Raw genomic sequence first — 18,327 nt, 5'->3', positions numbered from 1 at the left:
GTTCCTGTACGTCCCGTAAGCACTACCGGGCCCAGGGAGCCGCGCCGTGGACCCGGTGATCGTCGTCGGGGCGGGCCCGGTCGGCCTGTCCCTGGCCCTGTCCCTGACCCGTCTGGACGTCCCCTGCGTCGTGCTGGACGAGAGCGAGGGCCGGGAGGAGACCCGCCCCGCCCGCACCGCCGTGCTCCGGCCGGACACCGCCGCCTTCCTGGCCCGCCTCGGCTGCGGGGACGCGCTCGGAACGGCAGGCGCGCGATGGACGGCGTGGCGTACGGTACGGCGGCGAAAGCTGCTGGAGCGGGTGGAGTTCGGCACCGGAACGCTTTCCGGTGCCTCCGGGTCCGCGACCGGCGGGGTGCCGCCGGTCCATGTGCCCCAGCACGCGCTCACCCGCGCACTGCGCGCCGCACTGGCCCGCGAGGAGCTGGCGCAGGTCGTCACGGGCAGCCGGCTGGACGAGCTGGAGCAGGACCGCCGGGGCATCAGCGCACACACCCGCGGCCCCAACGGCACATGGTGGCGCGGCAGTTACCTCATCGGCTGCGACGGCCCCCGCTCCACCGTCCGCAAGCTGCTGGACATCCGCTTCCCCGGGCGCACCGCCGTCGAGCGCCACGCGGTCGCCGCGCTGCGCACCGAACTCCCCTGGCCCGGCGAGGCGTTGCTGCACCGCGCCCCGGGCCGGCACGGCGCCGGCGGCCCGGGCGGCGAGGTGACGGCCCGCCCGCTGCCGCAGGGCATCTGGCGGCTGGACTGGCTGCTGCCGCCCGGCCGCGACCTGGTCACGCCGGACGCGCTGGTGGCCCGTATCCGGGACTCCCTGGCGGGCTGGAGCGCCGAGGGCGCACCGGGCGAGGGGGCCGCCTCGCCCGGCGTACCCGCGTACGAACTCCTGGACACCGGCGTGCACACCGTCCACCACCGCCTGGCCCGGCGCTGGCGGCGCGGCCGGGCCTTCCTGGCGGGCGACGCCGCGCACCTGCTGGGCGCACTGGGCACCCAGGGCCTGGACGAGGGGCTGCGGGACGCCGAGAACCTCGCCTGGAAGCTGGCCCTGGCCTACCACCAGGGCGCCTCCGAAACACTGTTGGACAGCTATCAGGCCGAGCGGCGGGGCTCGGTCGCGGCCCGGCTGCGCGCCGCCGACCAGGCGCTGCCGATGCTGCGCGAGGGCATGGGGCGCGCCGTGGGCTGGCGCAGTGTGGTGCCGGGCGCCGCGCGCGGGCGCACCGCGATGCTGGCGGACGGGCACCTGGGGCGCGGCCCGCTGGGCGCACCCCCCGCCTACCCGCAGTCGCCGCTGGCCCCGGCCACCGACCCCGCCGCCACGCTTCCGGTGGACACCGCGCCGGGCGCGCCGGTCGCCGATGTGTGGGTGACGGCGTCGGACGGCGCCACCGTCAAGCTGCGCGAGCGCCTGGGCCGCGGGCTGCTGGCGGTGCTCATCGCGCCGGGTACGGGCGTGTGGGAGCGGCGGCACTGGATGTCGGCGGGGCTGATGCCACGGCTGACCGGGACGGCCTCCGCACTGCCGATGAAGGCCGAGGTGCTGGTCGCCGAGGAGTATCCGGGCGCGGCCGCGCACACGGTCCTGGTGGTACGGCCCGACGGGCACCTGGTCGCGTCGCTGGCCGGGGTGCGGCCGGCGGAGCTGTTCGCCTGCGCGGACGCGGTGCGCGGCGGAGCGGTGGGGCGCGTGGCGCAGCAGGGCACGCCGACGGCGCGCTCCACGGAGTCCGAGGTCTCCCCGGCGGGCGGTTGACCTTGCGCTCGGCACCGTGCTTGACTCCGAAGCGTGACTGATACCGGTTCGCGCTTCTGGCGGAGGGTCCATCTGGACCTGGTCCGCTACGCGGGCTGTGTGTGTCCTGCCTCCTGCTGATCCGCATCTCTCCCCTCGCGCGGCCCTGAGCCCCGCCGGGTCCGGATCACCGGCTCTCGCCTCTCGCGGCCGACCGCCGTCTCTCCCGCTGCTGCGCCGTGGACCGCTCGGTCCTCGGTGCGCACGCGGCCGGGCGGTGCGCTGTCGGCCCGTACGCCGCCGGTCGCTCCGCCCTCGCCCGGCCGCGGGTCCGCGCACTCCTTCGCGATCACTCAGGACGGCTGCCGTGCCCGACGTACGTACCCCCGCACGCCCCGACACCACGGACCACACCTCGCACCGCACTTCGGACGGCGGGCCCGCCGCGTCCGAACTCCTGGACTTCGCGCGCCGCACCGCAGCGGACCGCGCCCTGATCTCCTCGCTGCCGCTGGACCCGCAGGGCCGCACCTGGATCCGGCTGGAGGGCCCCGGCGGCAGCGAGGCCTGGCTGATCGGCTGGCCGCCCGGTACGGGCACCGGCTGGCACGACCACGGCGGCTCCCGCGGCGCGTTCGCGGCGGCCGCCGGCGCGCTGACCGAGCAGTCGCTGGCGGCCCAACTGCCCACCGAGGGCTGGAAAACGCTGGAGCTGGCCGACGGCGTGGACCGCGAACGCCTGCTGTCCGGCGGCCGCGGCCGCGCCTTCGGACCGCACCACGTCCACCAGGTGTTCAACGCCTCCCCGGACACCCACGCCGTATCGGTGCACGCCTACTACCCGCCGCTGCCCCTGATGCGGCGCTACAGCCGCACCGGGCCCGTACTGCGGCTGGAAGAGGTGGAGCGGCCCGAGGAGTGGGAGTGAACGAGTTCGCCGGGCACGAAGGGATCAGGGCATGAGCGCCATCGACGACCTGCTGGAGCGGGCACGCGGTGAACTGGACCGGGTGAAACCGCACGAGGCGGCCGCCCTCCGGCAGGGCGGCGGGCTGCTGGTGGACATCCGCTACGCGGCGCTGCGCGAGCGGGACGGCACCATCCCGGGCGCGCTGATCGTGGAGCGCAACGAACTGGAGTGGCGCCTGGACCCCACGGGCGACCACCGCCTCCCGGAAGCGAGCAGTCACGACCTGCCCGTCGTGGTGATCTGCAACGAGGGCTACGCGTCCAGTCTCGCCGCCCTCTCACTGAGACAGCTGGGCCTGCGCCGCGCCACCGACCTGATCGGCGGCTTCCAGGCCTGGCGGGCCGCGGGGTTGCCGGTCAGCGGCTGAGCGGGCTTGCCGAGGTCCGGCGTGCTCCCGTACCCCGTAGCCGAGGTCCGGCGTGCTCCCGTGCCCCATGAGGGCGCAGGTAACGGGCGCGGGGCAGCGTCGCTGTGCGGCTCCGCCGCGTGAGCGCGACCGGCCCCACCGGGCCGCGGACGGCTGACCGCGCCTGCTCACGCCGGCCGAGCGCACGCCTCACCGCTGCGACGCGGCCACCTCCACCGGCCGCGGCCGCAGCGCCACCCGGCCCGGCAGGGCGGTCGCCGTCAGCGCCAGCAGCCCGGCCGCGGCCACGATCAAGGCGTACACCGAGGGGAGTACTGCGGGCGCCGCGGCCCCCGTGATGCCGACGCTGAACGCGGTCAGCACGGCGGCGGCTGTGCCGCTGCCGAGGAGCACGGCCAGCAGCAGCACGCTCAGCGCCTCCAGCCGCAGCATGCGCAGCACTTGGCGGCGCGAGGCCCCGGTCAGCCGCAGCACCGCGAACTCCCGCACCCGCTCCGACGTCGACATCGCGAGGGTGTTGACGGCCGCGATGGCGGTGAAGGCCACGATCAGGCCCATGGCGAGGTGGTTGACCCCGGCCTGCGCGCCGTCCCGCTCGCTCCGCTCGGCACCGGCCTCGCCCGGCGAGAGCACCCGCACGCCGGGGAAGTCGCCTATTGCAGCGCCCAGTTGGGCACGGTCGCGGTCGGTGGCGACCAGGACCGCGGCGGCGAGGGGGTTGTCGAGGTGCCGTACGACCAGCTCGTGCGGCAGGGTCAGGTCGCCGAAGCCCAGCCCGCTCGCGTACACGGCCTTGACCTTCGCGGTGGCGGGCGTGCCGTCGCCGAGGGTGAGCCGCACCTCGCTGCCGGGCCGGACGCCCAGGCTGTCGGCCGCCGTGCGGCTGACGGCGACGTCCCCCGCGCCGAAGCCCGCCAGCGTCCCCTGGTCGACCTTCGGGTCCCAGGTCCGCTCCAGCCCCCGCCCGGTGACGCCCTGGGCGCTGAACTTCTCCAGCCCGACGCGTACGGAGGTCCGTACGACCTCGGTGGCGGCGGTGACGCCCGGCATCGCCCGGATGGCCGAGGCCGCGGCGGAGGGGACGCCGGGCCCCTGGGAGGCCAGGACCCAGTCGGCGCGTATGCCGTCCCGCACCTGCTGCTGGGCGGCGTGCCCGAGGGTGGGCTGGACGAAGACGACCGTGGAGGCCAGGCCTATCAGCAGGGTGAGCGGTGTGACGGCGCTGGCCATGCGAATCGCGTTGCCGCGCAGGTTGGCGGTGGCCAGGTGGCCGCCGGGGCGGGCCGACCGCAAAGGGCCGGACAGCAGTGCGGCGGTGGCCCGTACGAGCACCGGGCCGAGCAGCGCCACGGCACCGGCCAGGACCACAACGGCCAGGTAGGTCACGGGAGTTGCGGAGGGCTCGGTGTCCAGCCCGGTCAGGAGCAATATCAAGGCGGTGCCGCCGGCGAGCAGGACCAGGCCCGCGACGGTGCGGGCCAGTGCGGGACGGGGGCGTTCGACGGCGGCCTCGCCGAGCGCCTCGGCGGGCCGGATACGGGAAACGCGGCGCGCGGAGACGCGGGCGGCCGTCCAAGACCCGAGCACCGTCGCGGCGACGGCCGCGAGCATCGGGAAGAGACCGACGGCGGGCTCGATCGTGGCCGGCACCGCGCCCATGGCGGTGAACCGGCCCAGGAGCCAGTGCGCGAGCGGCAGCCCGGCGAGCGCGCCGAGGACCCCCGCCACGGCTCCCACCAGCAGCGCCTCGCGCCCTATGAGGGCGCGGATCTGTGCCGGGGTGGCGGCGATGGCGCGCAGCAGGGCGAGTTCGCGGTGGCGCTGCTGGATGGAGAGGGCGAAGGTGCCGGCGACCACGAGGACGGCGACCAGCAGCGCGGTGCCGCCGATCGCGCCGCCCATGCTGATGAGCTTGGTACGGGCCTTGGCCGCGTCCGGGAACTCCGCGAGGCCCCGGCTCTCACCGGCGTGCACCCGCGCGACGGTACCGGCGAGGGCGCCCTCCACCTTCGTCGCCAATTGCCCCGCATCGGCGCCCTTTTCGGGCAGCACACCGACGGCGGCGACCTGCCCGGGCCGGCCGGCGAGCCGCGCCGCCTCGGCGTCGGAGAAGAACAGGCTGGTCTGATGCCGGAGCGCGGCGGGGGTCGCGGAGGCGGGGGCGGCCGCAGGAGCGGCGATGCCGGTGATGCGGTACGTCCGCGGGGCCGCGGTGGACTGGACGGTCAGCCGGTCGCCGACGGTGAGACCGGCGCGGTCGGCCAGTGCCCGGTCGACGACCAGGTCGCTCGCGGCCTCAGGAGCGCGCCCCTCGGTCAGGGTGAAGGGCGTCAGGGCGGCCGAGGACCAGGCGTGGCCGTACGACGCCGGGCCCGCACCCGCCCCTCGCAAGACCAACGCCTGCGCGGGGAAGGTCAGTTCAGAGACCGCGGCGCGCACCCCGGGCACCGCCGCGACCTTCCGGGCCACTTCCTGCGGCAGCCAGGCGCGCTCCGTGAGCGGCTTCTGCTTGTGCTTGACCTTGGTCCGACCGTCGCCCTTGTGCGTGACGGTGGTGTGGTGGACGTTCTGGTCCGCGGCGACGACCAGCGGCGCGGCGGCGTACCGCTCCGTGGCGACCCGGCCCCGCAGCCCCGTCTCCAGCAGGGCTCCGCAGGCGGTGATCAGCGCCGCCGCGCACAGCAGCGCGAGGAACGCGCCGAGGAATCCGCCTCTGCGGGCCCGCAGGCTCCGGATCGCATAACGCACCATCATGAGCCCAGCCTGACGCGCACCATGCACCCCGGGCACTCCGGCTGACCGGCGTCTCTTCCGGGGGATATCCCCCTACCGCCCTACGGGGCCCGCCCGCCTCCAGAGGACCCCCTCACCACGCCCACCCCCTCCTTCGGGGAAGCGCCCGCCCGACGGCTCACTCTCACGGGCCTGCGGTTCCCTGGCCGTGCCGCCGGCGGAGCGCTCGGGCTCACTCCCCGGAGAAGTGCCCGTCGAGCAACTCCGGGTCCTCGCCCTCCTCTTCGAGGGCCTGCCGGACCACCCGCAGGGCCAGGCCCTCCGGGTATCCCTTGCGGGCCAGCATCCCGGCGAGCCGCCGCAGGCGCTTGTCCCGGTCCAGGCCCCTGGTCGCCCGCAGCTTGCGCGCGACCAGTTCGCGGGCGGTGTGCTCCTCCTGCTCGGAGTCGAGCCGGCCGACGGCCTCCTCCACGATCGCGGAGTCCACGCCCTTGGTGCGCAGTTCGCGGGCGAGCGCACGGCGGGCCAGGCCCCGGCCGTGGTGGCGGGACTCCACCCACGCGCCGGCGAAGGCCGCGTCGTCGATCAGCCCGACCTCCTCGAAGCGCGAGAGCACCTCGTGGGCCGCGTCCTCGGGGATGCCCCGCTTGTGCAGGGCGTCCGCGAGCTGCTTGCGGGTGCGCGGGGTGCCCGTGAGCAGGCGCAGACAGATCGCCCGCGCCTGCTCCTCGGGCGTACGCGGCGGCCCCGGCTCGGCCCTCGACGAGGCGGAACCACCGCTGTCCGTACGGCCTCTGCGGCCACGACGGCGCTCACCCCCGGCAGCGGCACCCCCGCCACCGCTGCCGAAGGCGCCGTCGTCCTCGCCGCCGAAGGGCGGGCCGCCATCGCCGCCGACGGGGCCGAAGCCACCGTCGGCGTCGATCAGGCCGCTGTCACGGTGGCCACCGCCGATGCCGCGGTCACCGTGCCGGCCTGCGCTGCCGCCACTGTCGGGCCACTCCGTTCGCCGTGTCACGGCGGACTAGCTCTTGGCCGCGGCGGCCTTGGCCCCCTTGGCGGCCTTGGTGGCAGGCGCCGGCACGGACTTGGCGGGCTCCGCACCGGACTCGGCGGCCCCGGCGGCGTCCGCGCCCGGCTCGCCCGCGGCGTCCTCCGGGCGCACACCCACGCCCAGCTTCTCCTTGATCTTCTTCTCGATCTCGTTGGCGAGGTCGGGGTTGTCCTTGAGGAAGTTGCGGGCGTTCTCCTTGCCCTGGCCGAGCTGGTCGCCCTCGTAGGTGTACCAAGCGCCCGCCTTGCGCACGAAGCCGTGCTCCACACCCATGTCGATCAGGCCGCCCTCGCGGCTGATGCCCTGGCCGTAGAGGATGTCGAACTCGGCCTGCTTGAAGGGCGGGGCGACCTTGTTCTTGACGACCTTGCAGCGGGTGCGGTTGCCGACCGCTTCCGTGCCGTCCTTGAGGGTCTCGATACGGCGGATGTCGATACGCACCGAGGCGTAGAACTTCAGCGCGCGGCCACCGGTCGTGGTCTCCGGCGAGCCGAACATCACGCCGATCTTCTCGCGGAGCTGGTTGATGAAGATCGCGGTGGTCTTGGACTGGTTGAGCGCGCTGGTGATCTTCCGCAGCGCCTGGCTCATCAGACGGGCCTGGAGGCCGACGTGGGAGTCGCCCATCTCGCCCTCGATCTCGGCCCGCGGCACCAGGGCGGCCACGGAGTCGATGACGATGAGGTCGAGCGCGCCGGAGCGGACCAGCATGTCCACGATCTCCAGGGCCTGCTCGCCGTTGTCCGGCTGGGACAGGATCAGGGAGTCGATGTCCACGCCGAGCTTCTTGGCGTACTCGGGGTCGAGCGCGTGCTCGGCGTCCACGAAGGCGACCTGGCCGCCGGCCTTCTGCGCGTTGGCCACCGCGTGCAGCGTCAGGGTCGTCTTACCGGAGGACTCCGGCCCGTACACCTCCACCACGCGGCCGCGCGGGAGGCCGCCGACGCCGAGCGCGACATCCAGAGCGGTCGACCCGGTGGGGATGACCTCGATGGGCTCGTTCGGCCGCTCGCCGAGGCGCATCACCGCACCCTTGCCGAATTGCCGTTCAATCTGTGCGAGTGCGGCGTCCAGCGCCTTCTCGCGGTCAGTGCCTGCCATGGGTTCCACCCGATTTGCTTGAGTCGATCGCTTCACGTCCATGACGCTAACGCCTGCCACTGACAACGCGCCCGGACCCGGCTCCGGCCTGTGGATAACTCCGGGTCCCACGGCGAGAAATCCGCGAGAACTCGGGCCGAAACACGGGTCGGAACTTCCATAAGAATGGATGTTCGATTTTGCTGTCAAGCTCACCACGCGGAGCACGCGCCCCTGTCGTGGACACAGTGAACGCGGTGGACACAGCCGCCCGCGATGATCGGGGCCATGCTCGTCGAATCCCTGTCCGTCGCCGCCCTGGTCGTGGTGCTGGTATGCGCCGTCGTCCGCCCCTTCCGGTGGCCCGAGGCCGCTTTCGCGGTGCCTGCCGCCGGCGTGGTGATCACGGCCGGGGCGGTCCCGCTCGAGCACGTCCGGGAGGAGGCCGAACGGCTCGGCCCGGTGATCGGCTTCCTCGCGGCGGTCCTGGTGCTCGCCAAGCTCTGTGCCGACGAGGGGCTCTTCCACACCTGCGGCATCTGGATGGCACGCTGGGCGGCCGGGCGCCCGCAGCGGCTGCTCGGCTCCGTCTTCGTACTCGCCTCGGTGATCACCGCGGCCCTGAGCCTGGACGCCACCGTGGTCCTGCTGACCCCGGTGGTCTTCGCGACGGCGGCCCGTATGGGCGCCCGGCCCAAGCCGCACGTCTACGCCGGTGCCCACCTGTCCAACACGGCATCGCTCCTGCTGCCCGTCTCGAACCTGACGAACCTGCTCGCGTTCTCCGCCACGGGCCTGACCTTCACGCGGTTCGCCCTCCTGATGACGCTGCCCTGGCTGGCCGCGATCGCCGTCGAGTACGGCGTCTTCCGCCGCTTCTTCGCCGCCGACCTCGCCCCCGTGGCCGACGGCGGCGCCCCGGCGGAACCGGTGCGCGCCCCCCTGTTCGCCCTGGTGACCGTGGCCGCCACGCTCGCCGGTTTCGCCGTCGCCTCCGCCCTGGGCACCGACCCGGCCTGGGCCGCCGCCGCGGGCGCGCTCGTCATGGCCGTACGCGCCCTCGCCCGCCGCCGCACCACACCGGCCACGCTGCTGCGCTCCGCCTCCGTGCCGTTCCTGGCCTTCGTCCTCGCCCTCGGCATCGTCGTCCGGGCGGTCCTCGACAACGGCCTCGGCGAGGCCCTGGACCGGCTCCTTCCCGACGGCACGTCCCTGCCCGCGCTGCTCGGCACCGCCGCGGTGGCCGCCGTCCTGGCCAACCTGATCAACAACCTGCCGGCCGTCCTCGCGCTGGTCCCCCCGGCCGCGTCCTCGGGCCCCGGCGCCGTCCTCGCCGTACTGATCGGCGTGAACATCGGGCCCAACCTCACCTACGCCGGCTCGCTCGCCACCCTCCTGTGGCGCCGCATCGCCCACCAGCACGGCCACGCCGTCGGCCTCGGGGAGTTCACCCTCCTCGGCCTGCTCACCACACCCGCGGCCCTGACGCTGTCGACCGTCGCCCTGTGGCTCTCGCTCCAGCTCACCGGAGGCTGACGGGCGCCATAAGGGCGCCATCAGGGGGCGCCGCCAGGGCACCACCAGAGCACCGTCGGCTGCCCCTCCCCCGCTGGCCCTACTTGGCCCCCGGCTCCCCGCGCTCCCCCTCAGCTCCCCCCTTGCCGTCCGTCCCCTCCCGACCGCTGTCCCGACCGCCGCTCTCCCGGCCGTCCTCTTCACGGCCACGCTCCGGGCCCTCGGCCCCCGCCCCACTGCGCTCCTCGTCGAACGGCGCCGACGGCGGCTCTTCACGCAGCGACCTGCGCACCCGCGCCAACACCGAGGAGTCCCGTCTGCGCCGCCCCCGCCCCTCGACGCGCGAGTCGTCGGTGACCGCGTAGCGCCTGACGTACGTGGCCAGGAAGGCCTGCAGGGTCGCGGTCGCCGGGATGGCGATCAGCGCGCCTACCGCGCCCATCAGGGCCGTACCCGCGATGACCGACCCGAAGGCGACGGCGGGGTGGATGTCCACCGTCTTGGCCGTGATGCGCGGCTGCAGGAGATAGTTCTCGAACTGCTGGTAGACGATGACGAAGCAGAACACCCACAGCGCGTACCAGGGGTCTTCCTTGAACGCGATCAGGATGGGCAGCGCGCCCGCGAGATAGGTGCCGATGGTCGGGATGAACTGCGAGACCAGGCCGACCCAGATGCCCAGCGCCGGGGCGTAGGGCACGCCCAGGATCTCCAGCAGGATGTAGTGCGCGAGGCCGGAGATCAGGGCCATCAGGCCGCGCGAGTAGAGATAGCCGCCGGTCTTGGCGACCGCGATCTCCCAGGCGCGCAGCACCTCGGCCTGCCGGGTGGGCGGGAGCACGGAGCACAGTGCGCGGCGCAGCCGTGGCCCGTCGGCGGCGAAGTAGAAGGAGAACAGCGTCACCGTCAGGAGGTTGAACAGGCTGCCCAGGACGGTCGCCGAGACCGCGAGGACGTTGTTGGCGCTGTCCTGGACGTACTTCTGCAGCCAGTCGGAGTTCAGCAGGTTGTTCTGGACCTCCACCCGCGACAGCTCGGTGTGGAAGGTGGTGTTGATCCAGCTGATCACGGAGTCCAGGTACTGCGGGAACTCCTCGACCATGTCGGTGATCTGGCCCGCCAGCATCGATCCCAGGAGCGTGAAGAAGCCCGCGGTCGCGATGAAGATCCCGAAGAAGACGATGCCGGTCGCCGCTCCGCGCCGCATGCCCCGCGCGGCCATCCAGTCCACCGCGGGCTCGACGGCCAGCGCCAGGAAGAAGGCGATCAGTACGTTCAGCAACAGCGAGATGAGCTGGTGGAACGCCCAGCTGGCGAGCTGGAAACAGGCCACCAGGGCGAGCGCCAGCACCATCGCGCGGGGCAGCCAGCGCGGCATCCGGGCGGGTCGCTCGCCGCCCGGTGGTCGTCGGTCGTCGTTGCTGGTGGTCTTCGCAGTCGCTGGCACGGGCCAAGTGTCGCGCACCGATATGACAGTCCCGTGTCTGCCCCGCGAGTCGCCGCCCGGGCCGCGGTTCCCTGTCGTCCGCGCGCGGCTCAGCGCTTGTCGTAGGGGACGTCCACCGCCGCGCAGACCGCGCGCCAGACCTCTTTGGCGCCCCATCCCGCGTCCAGTGCCTGGTGGACGGTACGGCCGCCGAGTTCGGACATCACATGATCGCGCGCGAAGGAGTCGGCGTAGCTCTCACCGAAGTGATCCGCCATCCGCTGCCAGAAGACCGTCAACCGCATGCGTCCAGTATCCCGCCCCTGAGAGTGCAGCCGTGCGCGAGGCGCTGTCCTGCCGTGCGCTGGGCCCTACCGTCTGTCCATGGCCGAAAACGTAAGCCCACCGCTGACCCCTCTGGCCCGTGCCGAGCGCTTCGTCTGGCTCACCGCCCGCGTGCTCGAGCAGCGCCGATTCGAGTACCACTTCCTCAACGACGCGGGGAAAGGCGACGGCGGTGCCGGCGCGGTGGAGACCGCGCTCGCCGCGTACCTCAACGACGACGGGGGCTACGGCCACGCCCTGGAGCCCGACCTGCGCGGCCCGGTCAGCCAGCCCCTGCACACCGCGCACGCGCTGAGCGTGCTGGACCTGATCGGGCGGTGCGCGGGGCAGCACATCGAGCGGATCTGCCGCTATCTGACGCGGATCTCGACGCCGGACGGCGCGCTGCCCGCCCTGCACCCCTCCTTGCGCGGCTATCCGGCGGCTCCCTGGATGCCGCTGGTGGACGACCCGCCCAGCGACCTGCTGGCCACCGGCCCCGTAGTGGGGCTGCTGCACCGCAACGAGGTCTGGCACGCCTGGCTGTTCCGTGCCACCGACTACTGCTGGCACGCGGTGGAGACCCTGGAGAAGACCCACCCCTACGAGGTCGAGGCGGCCCTCGCCTTCCTGGACGGCGTCCCGGACCGCCCGCGCGCCGAGGCCGCGGCGCAGCGCCTGGGCCGGCTCGTACGGGAACAGGAGCTGATCGTCGTGGAGCCTCAGCGGGCGGCCCGGACCCCGGTGGCCGAGGGGTACGCGCCCGGGGAGCACCACTTCGCGTACGACGTCGCGCCGCTGCCCGGCTCGCTGGCCCGCCGCTGGTTCACGGACGCGGAGCTGGACCGGGCGCTGGACCACCTGCTCTCCCTCCAGGAGGAGGACGGCGGCTGGCCGGTCAACTGGCGGCAGTGGGCGCCGGGTACGGCCCTGGAAAGCCGCCCGATCGTGACCCTCAAGGCCCTTCTGACGCTGCGCGCCTACGGGCGCCGGATCGATTAGCCGCTCCATCGGCCGTGGTCCCGGCGGCGGCTCCGCGAACGCGCGTACGCCCCCGTACGGCGCCCGCCCGCGCACTGCCGGCCAGTCGTCCGTCCGGCCGAGCGCCGGGGCGGCCCGGACCGCCCGTCCGCCCTGCCCACGCAGCGCGTGCCAGGCCCGTTGTCAGTGGCCGGGTGCACGATGGAGGACATGGCTCGGACAGCGCTCGACACGTTCTCCCCCGCGACCCGTGGCTGGTTCACGGGAGCCTTCAGCGCGCCCACCTCGGCACAGGAAGGCGCCTGGCGGGCGATCGACGAGGGGTCGGACGTGCTCGTGGTCGCGCCGACCGGCTCCGGCAAGACCCTCGCGGCCTTTCTCTCCTCGCTGGACCGCCTCGCCGCCGCACCCCCGCCGGCCGAGCCCAAGAAGCGCTGCCGGGTGCTGTACGTCTCCCCCCTCAAGGCCCTCGCCGTCGATGTGGAGCGCAATCTGCGCAGCCCCCTGACGGGCATCCGCCAGGAGTCGGTCCGCCTGGGGCTGCCCGAGCCCGACATCCGGGTCGGCATCCGCTCCGGCGACACCCCGGCGGGCGAGCGCCGCTCCCTGGCCAACCGCCCGCCGGACATCCTCATCACCACCCCCGAGTCGCTGTTCCTGATGCTGACCTCCTCGGCGCGGGAGGCCCTCCAGGGCGTGGAGACCGTCATCCTGGACGAGGTGCACGCCGTCGCGGGCACCAAGCGCGGGGCGCATCTCGCGCTCTCCCTGGAGCGGCTGGACGAACTGCTCGAGCGCCCGGCCCGCCGTATCGGCCTGTCGGCGACGGTGCGTCCGGTGGAGGAGGTCGCCCGCTATCTCTCGCCCCGGCGGCGGGTGGAGATCGTGCAGCCGCCCTCCGGCAAGGAGTTCGACCTCTCGGTGGTCGTCCCCGTCCAGGACATGGGTGAGCTGGGCGGCTCCCCCGCACAGTCCTCGGCCCGCGCCTCGGCCCAGGACTCCGACCCGGGCGGCGACAAGCCCTCCATCTGGCCGCATGTCGAGGAGAAGATCGCCGACCTCGTCCAGGCCCACCGCTCCACCATCGTCTTCGCCAACTCCCGCCGCCTGGCCGAGCGCCTGTGCAACCGCCTCAACGAGATCGCCTACGAGCGGGAGACGGGCCAGGCACTGCCCGAGCACCACTCCCCCGCCGAGCTGATGGCCGAGGCCGGCGCCGCCAAGGGGGCGCCCTCAGTCCTGGCCCGTGCCCACCACGGCTCGGTCTCCAAGGAGCAACGCGCCCAGGTGGAGGAGGACTTGAAGGCCGGGCGCCTGCCCGCCGTGGTCGCCACCTCCAGCCTGGAGCTGGGCATCGACATGGGAGCGGTGGACCTGGTGGTCCAGGTGGAGTCGCCGCCCTCGGTCGCCTCCGGGCTGCAGCGCGTCGGCCGGGCCGGCCACCAGGTCGGCGCCGTCTCCACGGGCGTGGTCTTCCCCAAGTACCGCGGCGACCTCGTCCAGGCCGCCGTGGTCACCGAGCGGATGCGGGCGGGCGCCATCGAGTCGCTGCGCATCCCCGCCAACCCGCTGGACGTCCTCGCCCAGCAGCTGGTCGCCATGGCCGCGATGGACACCTGGGACGTCGAGGAGCTGCTCGCCCTCGTCCGGCGCGCCGCCCCCTTCGCCTCGCTGCCCGAGTCCGCCTTCAGCGCCGTACTGGACATGCTCGCGGGCCGCTACCCTTCCGACGCCTTCGCCGAGCTGCGCCCCCGGGTGGTCTGGGACCGCGTGGCCCATACGGTCACGGGCCGCCCGGGGGCGCAGCGGCTGGCCGTCACCTCCGGCGGCACGATCCCCGACCGCGGCCTGTTCGGCGTGTTCCTGGCGGGCGCCGACCCCAAGAAGGGCGGCGGCCGCGTCGGGGAGCTGGACGAGGAGATGGTCTACGAGTCCCGCGTCGGCGACGTCTTCACCCTGGGCACGACCTCCTGGCGCATCGAGGACATCACCCGCGACCGCGTCCTGGTCTCCCCCGCCCCGGGCGTGCCGGGCCGGCTCCCCTTCTGGAAGGGCGACCAGCTGGGCCGCCCCCTCGAACTGGGCCGCGCGCTGGGCGCGTTCCTGCGCGAGATCGGCTCCCTGGCCCCCGAGTCCGCCCGCGAGCGGCTGGCCGCCGCGGGCCTGGACCAGTGGGCGGCCGACAACGTCCTGTCCTACCTCACCGAGCAGAAGCAGTCCTGCGGCCATGTCCCCGACGACCGCACCATCGTCGTCGAGCGCTTCCGCGACGAGCTCGGGGACTGGCGAGTGGTGATCCACTCCCCCTTCGGCGCGCAGGTGCACGCCCCCTGGGCGCTGGCCCTGGGGGCCCGCCTGGCCGAGCGCTACGGCATGGACGCCCAGGTGATGCACGCCGACGACGGCATCGTGCTGCGCCTGCCCGACGCCGATCTGATGGGCCTGGACCTCCTCGACGCCGACGCCTCCGGCGGCACCGCTTCGCGCGGCTTGGAGTACGACCCCGAGCAGTCCCCGGTGGGCGCCGCCGACGTCCCCTTCGACAAGGACGAGATCGACAAGATCGTCACCGACCAGGTCGGCGGCTCGGCGCTGTTCGCCGCCCGCTTCCGCGAGTGCGCGGCCCGCGCCCTGCTGCTGCCGCGCCGCAGCCCCGGCAAGCGCACCCCGCTGTGGCAGCAGCGCCAGCGCGCCGCCCAACTCCTCCAGGTGGCGAGCGAGTTCGGCTCCTTCCCCATCGTTTTGGAGGCCGTCCGCGAGTGCCTCCAGGACGTCTTCGACCTGCCGGGCCTGACCGAGCTGATGGGCGACATCGAGTCCCGCAGGGTGCGGCTGGTCGAGGTCACCACCCCCGAGCCCTCCCCCTTCGCCCGCTCGCTGCTGTACGGCTACGTCGCCCAGTTCCTGTACGAGGGCGACTCCCCCCTCGCCGAGCGCCGCGCCGCCGCCCTCTCGCTGGACTCCCGGCTGCTGGCCGAGCTGCTGGGCCAGGCCGAGCTGCGCGAGCTGCTGGACGCCGAGGTCCTGGCCGAGCTGGAGCGCGAGCTGCAGTGGCGCACGGACGAGCGCCGCGTCAAGGACGCCGAGGGCGTGGCGGACCTGCTGCGCGTCCTGGGCCCGCTCACCGAGGCCGAGCTGACCGAGCGCGGCGCACAGCCGGGCTGGGCCCAGGACCTGGCCGCCGCCCGCCGCGCCATCGCGGTCCGTATCGCCGGACGCGACCACTGGGCCGCCGTCGAGGACGCCGGCCGCCTGCGCGACGCCCTCGGCACGGCCCTGCCCGTCGGCGTCCCGGAGTCCTTCACCGAACCGGTCAAGGACCCGCTCGGCGACCTCCTGTCCCGCTACGCCCGTACGCACGGCCCCTTCACCTCCGAGCAGGCCGCCGCCCGCTTCGGCCTGGGCACCGCCGTCACCGACGGCGCCCTGCACCGCCTGGCCGCCGCGGGCCGGGTCGTCCAGGGCGAGTTCCGCCCGCCCGTCGCCCACCACCACCCTTCCCCGGAAGCGCTGCGCGCCGCCCCTTCTCACGGCCCGGGCCAGGAATGGTGCGACGCCCAGGTCCTGCGCCGTCTGCGCCGCCGCTCCCTGGCCGCGCTGCGGCACGAGCTGGAGCCGGTCCCGCCCGCCGCGCTGGCCGCCTTCCTCCCGCAGTGGCAGCACCTGGGCAGCGGCGGCCTGCGCGGCCCGGACGGCCTGGTCCGCGCCATCGAGCAGCTCCAGGGCGCGCCGGTCCCCGCCTCGGCCCTGGAAAAGCTCGTCCTGCCCTCCCGCGTCCGCGACTACGCCCCCGCGATGCTGGACGAACTCACCGCCACCGGCGAGGTGTTGTGGGCCGGTGCGGGCGCCCTGCCCGGCAAGGACGGCTGGCTCTCCCTCTATCTCGCCGACACCGCCCCGCTCCTCCTCCCGCCCCCGCACCCCCTCGAACTCACCGCGCTCCACGAGTCCCTGCTCACCGCCCTCGCCCCCGGATACGGCCTCTTCTTCCGCCAGATCGCCGACCAGGTCCGCGCCACCACCCACCCGGAGGCGAGCGACCCCCAACTGGCCGACGCCCTGTGGGACCTGGCCTGGTCCGGCCGCCTGACCAACGACACCCTCGCCCCGCTGCGCGCGCTGCTGGGCTCGGGGCGCACGGCGGGCTCCACCGCCCACCGCGCCAAGCGCCCGGTCCCCCGCGGCAGATACGGCTCGCTCACGGCCGCCGCCGGACGTACGGGCCGCCCCACCGCCTCCCGCTCCGGCCCCCCGACCGTCGCGGGCCGCTGGTCCCTGCTCCCCGCCCTGGAGCCCGACCCCACCCACCGCGCCCACGCCCTGGCCCGTATGCTCCTGGACCGCCATGGCGTGGTCACCCGTGGCGCGGTGGCCGCCGAAGGCGTCGAGGGCGGCTTCTCCGCCGCCTACCGCGTCCTGGCGGCCTTCGAGGAGCTGGGCCAGGCCCGCCGCGGCTATGTCGTCGAGGGCCTGGGCGCCGCCCAGTTCGCGATGGACGGCGCGGTGGACCGCCTGCGCGCCATCAGTACGGCCCGCGACCGCTCCGCCGACGCCCCCGCCCCCTTCCCCGGCTCCGCCCCTTCCTCCTCGGCCGGGGCGCGTACGGCCGTCCTCGCCGCCGCCGACCCCGCCAACGCCTATGGCGCCGCCCTCCCTTGGCCCGAGCCCCCGCAGGGCTCCACCCACAAGCCCGGCCGCAAGGCGGGCTCCCTGGTCGTCCTCGTCGACGGCGAACTGGCCCTCTACATGGAGCGCGGCGGCAAGACCCTGCTCGCCTGGCAGCGCTCCGAGGACGGCGCCCCCAAAGCCCCCGAAGATCCCGTCGACCCCGCCGCCGGCCCCTGGCTGCGGCTCGCCTTCGAAGCCCTCACCACCGCCGCGCGCGCCGGCGCACTGGGCACCACCACCATCGAGCGCATCAACGGCACCCCCGCCCTCACCTCCCCCTTGTCCCCCGCCCTGGAAGCCGCCGGTTTCCACGCCACCCCGCGCGGCCTGAGGCTGCGCCCATGACCCCGCCTGCGGTGGGCGGCAACTCCCCGCCTCCCACCGCGATTCCGCCGAGAGCGTGCAACGGTTCCCTTCGCGACGGCCGGAGGGCAGAGTCGGCCCCATGAGGCTTCTGATACTGGGTGGGACGGAATTCGTCGGACGCGCGGTCGCCGAAGAAGCGCTGGCGCGCGGCTGGCAGACCACGGTCTTCCACCGCGGACACCACGCACCACCCGCCGGGGCATCCGCCCTGCTCGGCGACCGGACGGCCCCGGACGGCCTGAGCGCTCTCGCGTACGGCGAGTGGGACCTGGTCGTGGACACCTGGAGCGCCACACCCTCCGGCGTACGCGACGCCGCCCGCCTGCTGGCCGGCCGCGTCGGTCACTACTCCTACATCTCCAGCCGCTCGGTGTACGCCCCGCCCGTCCGCGCGGGCGGCGACGAGAGCGACCCCCTGGTGGCGGGCTCCCCCGACGCCGGCGCGGTGGAGTACGCCCAGGCCAAGCGGGGCGGCGAACTGGCCGCCACCGACGCCTTCGGCGACCACGCGCTGCTGGTCCGCGCGGGCGTGATCCTCGGCCCCTGGGAGAACATCGGGCGGCTGCCGTGGTGGCTGCGCCGCATCGCCCGCGGCGGCCCCGTCCTGGCACCGGGCCCGCGCGATCTCCCGGTCCAGTTCATCGACGTACGCGACCTGGCCACCTGGACCCTGGACGCCGCATCGCGCGGGCTCGGCGGCCCGTACAACCTCATCTGCCCGCCGGACCACACCACCATGGGCGAGCTGCTCCAGGCCTGCTTGGAGACCACCCGCTCCGACGCCCGGCTGCACTGGACCGCCCCGCAGGACATCCTCGACGCGGGCATCGCGCCCTTCACCGAGCTCCCCATCTGGCTCCCGCCGGGCGAGACCCACGACGCCTTCTACCGCGGCGACGTCTCCAAGGCACTCGCCGCCGGGCTGCGCTGCCGTCCGGCCGCCGAGACCGTCGCCGACACCTGGTCCTGGCTGCGCACCCTCCCCGGGCCGCCGCCCCAGCGCCCGGAGATCGGCCTCTCCCCCACCGCCGAGGCCAAGCTCCTCACCCCCTGAGCCCCCGGCCCGTCTTCACGGCCCCGCCCGCCGAAACGTCACGGCCCC

Annotated in this window: 13 protein-coding genes; 8 read left to right on the top strand and 5 right to left on the bottom strand. The window is 74.5% G+C overall.

The features are described 5' to 3' along the window. Window positions 1-46: 46 nt before the first annotated feature. The 4 genes from AC4IJH_RS22535 (at window position 47) to AC4IJH_RS22520 (ending at window position 3,078) form a co-directional block, all read left to right on the top strand. Window positions 47-1,762 carry an FAD-dependent oxidoreductase gene (locus AC4IJH_RS22535; protein WP_490853621.1) on the top strand — a complete coding sequence of 572 codons (1,716 nt, stop codon included), beginning with the start codon at window positions 47-49 and terminating at the stop codon, window positions 1,760-1,762. Between the two features lie 33 nt (window positions 1,763-1,795). After that, window positions 1,796-1,882, top strand: a complete 87-nt coding sequence (locus tag AC4IJH_RS22530) for a putative leader peptide (RefSeq protein WP_490853647.1) — start codon at window positions 1,796-1,798, stop codon at window positions 1,880-1,882. 226 nt (window positions 1,883-2,108) lie between these two features. Then, window positions 2,109-2,669 (top strand): cupin domain-containing protein, encoded by a 561-nt coding sequence (locus AC4IJH_RS22525; protein WP_490853620.1) that lies wholly within the window; start codon window positions 2,109-2,111, stop codon window positions 2,667-2,669. A gap of 31 nt (window positions 2,670-2,700) precedes the next feature. Then, a complete protein-coding gene (locus AC4IJH_RS22520) occupies window positions 2,701-3,078 on the top strand; it encodes a rhodanese-like domain-containing protein (protein WP_490853619.1) in 378 nt (125 codons plus the stop codon). Window positions 3,079-3,267: 189 nt separating this feature from the next. On the opposite strand, the gene AC4IJH_RS22515 is transcribed toward AC4IJH_RS22520, so the two are convergent. The 3 genes from AC4IJH_RS22515 to recA form a co-directional block, all read right to left on the bottom strand. Beyond that, on the bottom strand, window positions 3,268-5,832 hold the full coding sequence (locus AC4IJH_RS22515; RefSeq protein ID WP_490853618.1) for an ABC transporter permease: 2,565 nt from the start codon (window positions 5,830-5,832) through the stop codon (window positions 3,268-3,270). 211 nt (window positions 5,833-6,043) lie between these two features. Next, entirely contained in the window at window positions 6,044-6,829 is a 786-nt protein-coding gene (gene recX / locus AC4IJH_RS22510) for a recombination regulator RecX (RefSeq protein WP_490853617.1), read from the bottom strand. A 6-nt stretch (window positions 6,830-6,835) separates the two neighbouring features. Then, window positions 6,836-7,966 (bottom strand): recombinase RecA, encoded by a 1,131-nt coding sequence (recA, locus tag AC4IJH_RS22505; protein ID WP_490853616.1) that lies wholly within the window; start codon window positions 7,964-7,966, stop codon window positions 6,836-6,838. Window positions 7,967-8,233: 267 nt separating this feature from the next. On the opposite strand from recA, the gene AC4IJH_RS22500 reads away from it, so the two are divergent. Next, window positions 8,234-9,481 (top strand): arsenic transporter, encoded by a 1,248-nt coding sequence (locus AC4IJH_RS22500; RefSeq protein WP_490853615.1) that lies wholly within the window; start codon window positions 8,234-8,236, stop codon window positions 9,479-9,481. 79 nt (window positions 9,482-9,560) lie between these two features. Here AC4IJH_RS22500 and AC4IJH_RS22495 read toward each other — a convergent pair whose 3' ends face one another. Continuing rightward, on the bottom strand, window positions 9,561-10,838 hold the full coding sequence (locus AC4IJH_RS22495; RefSeq protein ID WP_490853646.1) for an AI-2E family transporter: 1,278 nt from the start codon (window positions 10,836-10,838) through the stop codon (window positions 9,561-9,563). 158 nt (window positions 10,839-10,996) lie between these two features. Continuing rightward, a complete protein-coding gene (locus AC4IJH_RS22490; protein WP_490853614.1) occupies window positions 10,997-11,191 on the bottom strand; it encodes a DUF3046 domain-containing protein in 195 nt (64 codons plus the stop codon). A gap of 79 nt (window positions 11,192-11,270) precedes the next feature. Between AC4IJH_RS22490 and AC4IJH_RS22485 the strand changes: the two genes are divergently transcribed. The 3 genes from AC4IJH_RS22485 to AC4IJH_RS22475 all read left to right on the top strand — a co-directional run bounded on the left by AC4IJH_RS22485 (window position 11,271) and on the right by AC4IJH_RS22475 (window position 18,279). Next, window positions 11,271-12,212, top strand: coding sequence for a hypothetical protein (locus tag AC4IJH_RS22485; protein ID WP_490853613.1), 942 nt, complete (start codon window positions 11,271-11,273; stop codon window positions 12,210-12,212). A 189-nt stretch (window positions 12,213-12,401) separates the two neighbouring features. Next, complete coding sequence (locus tag AC4IJH_RS22480) at window positions 12,402-17,204, top strand: ATP-dependent helicase (RefSeq protein WP_490853612.1); 4,803 nt, start codon at window positions 12,402-12,404, stop codon at window positions 17,202-17,204. A gap of 100 nt (window positions 17,205-17,304) precedes the next feature. Then, window positions 17,305-18,279 carry an NAD-dependent epimerase/dehydratase family protein gene (locus AC4IJH_RS22475; RefSeq protein ID WP_490853611.1) on the top strand — a complete coding sequence of 325 codons (975 nt, stop codon included), beginning with the start codon at window positions 17,305-17,307 and terminating at the stop codon, window positions 18,277-18,279. Window positions 18,280-18,327: the final 48 nt, after the last annotated feature.

It is taken from the genome of Streptomyces sp. UF-297 (assembly GCF_058245575.1).
This window is presented reverse-complemented; position numbering and strand designations above follow the sequence as displayed.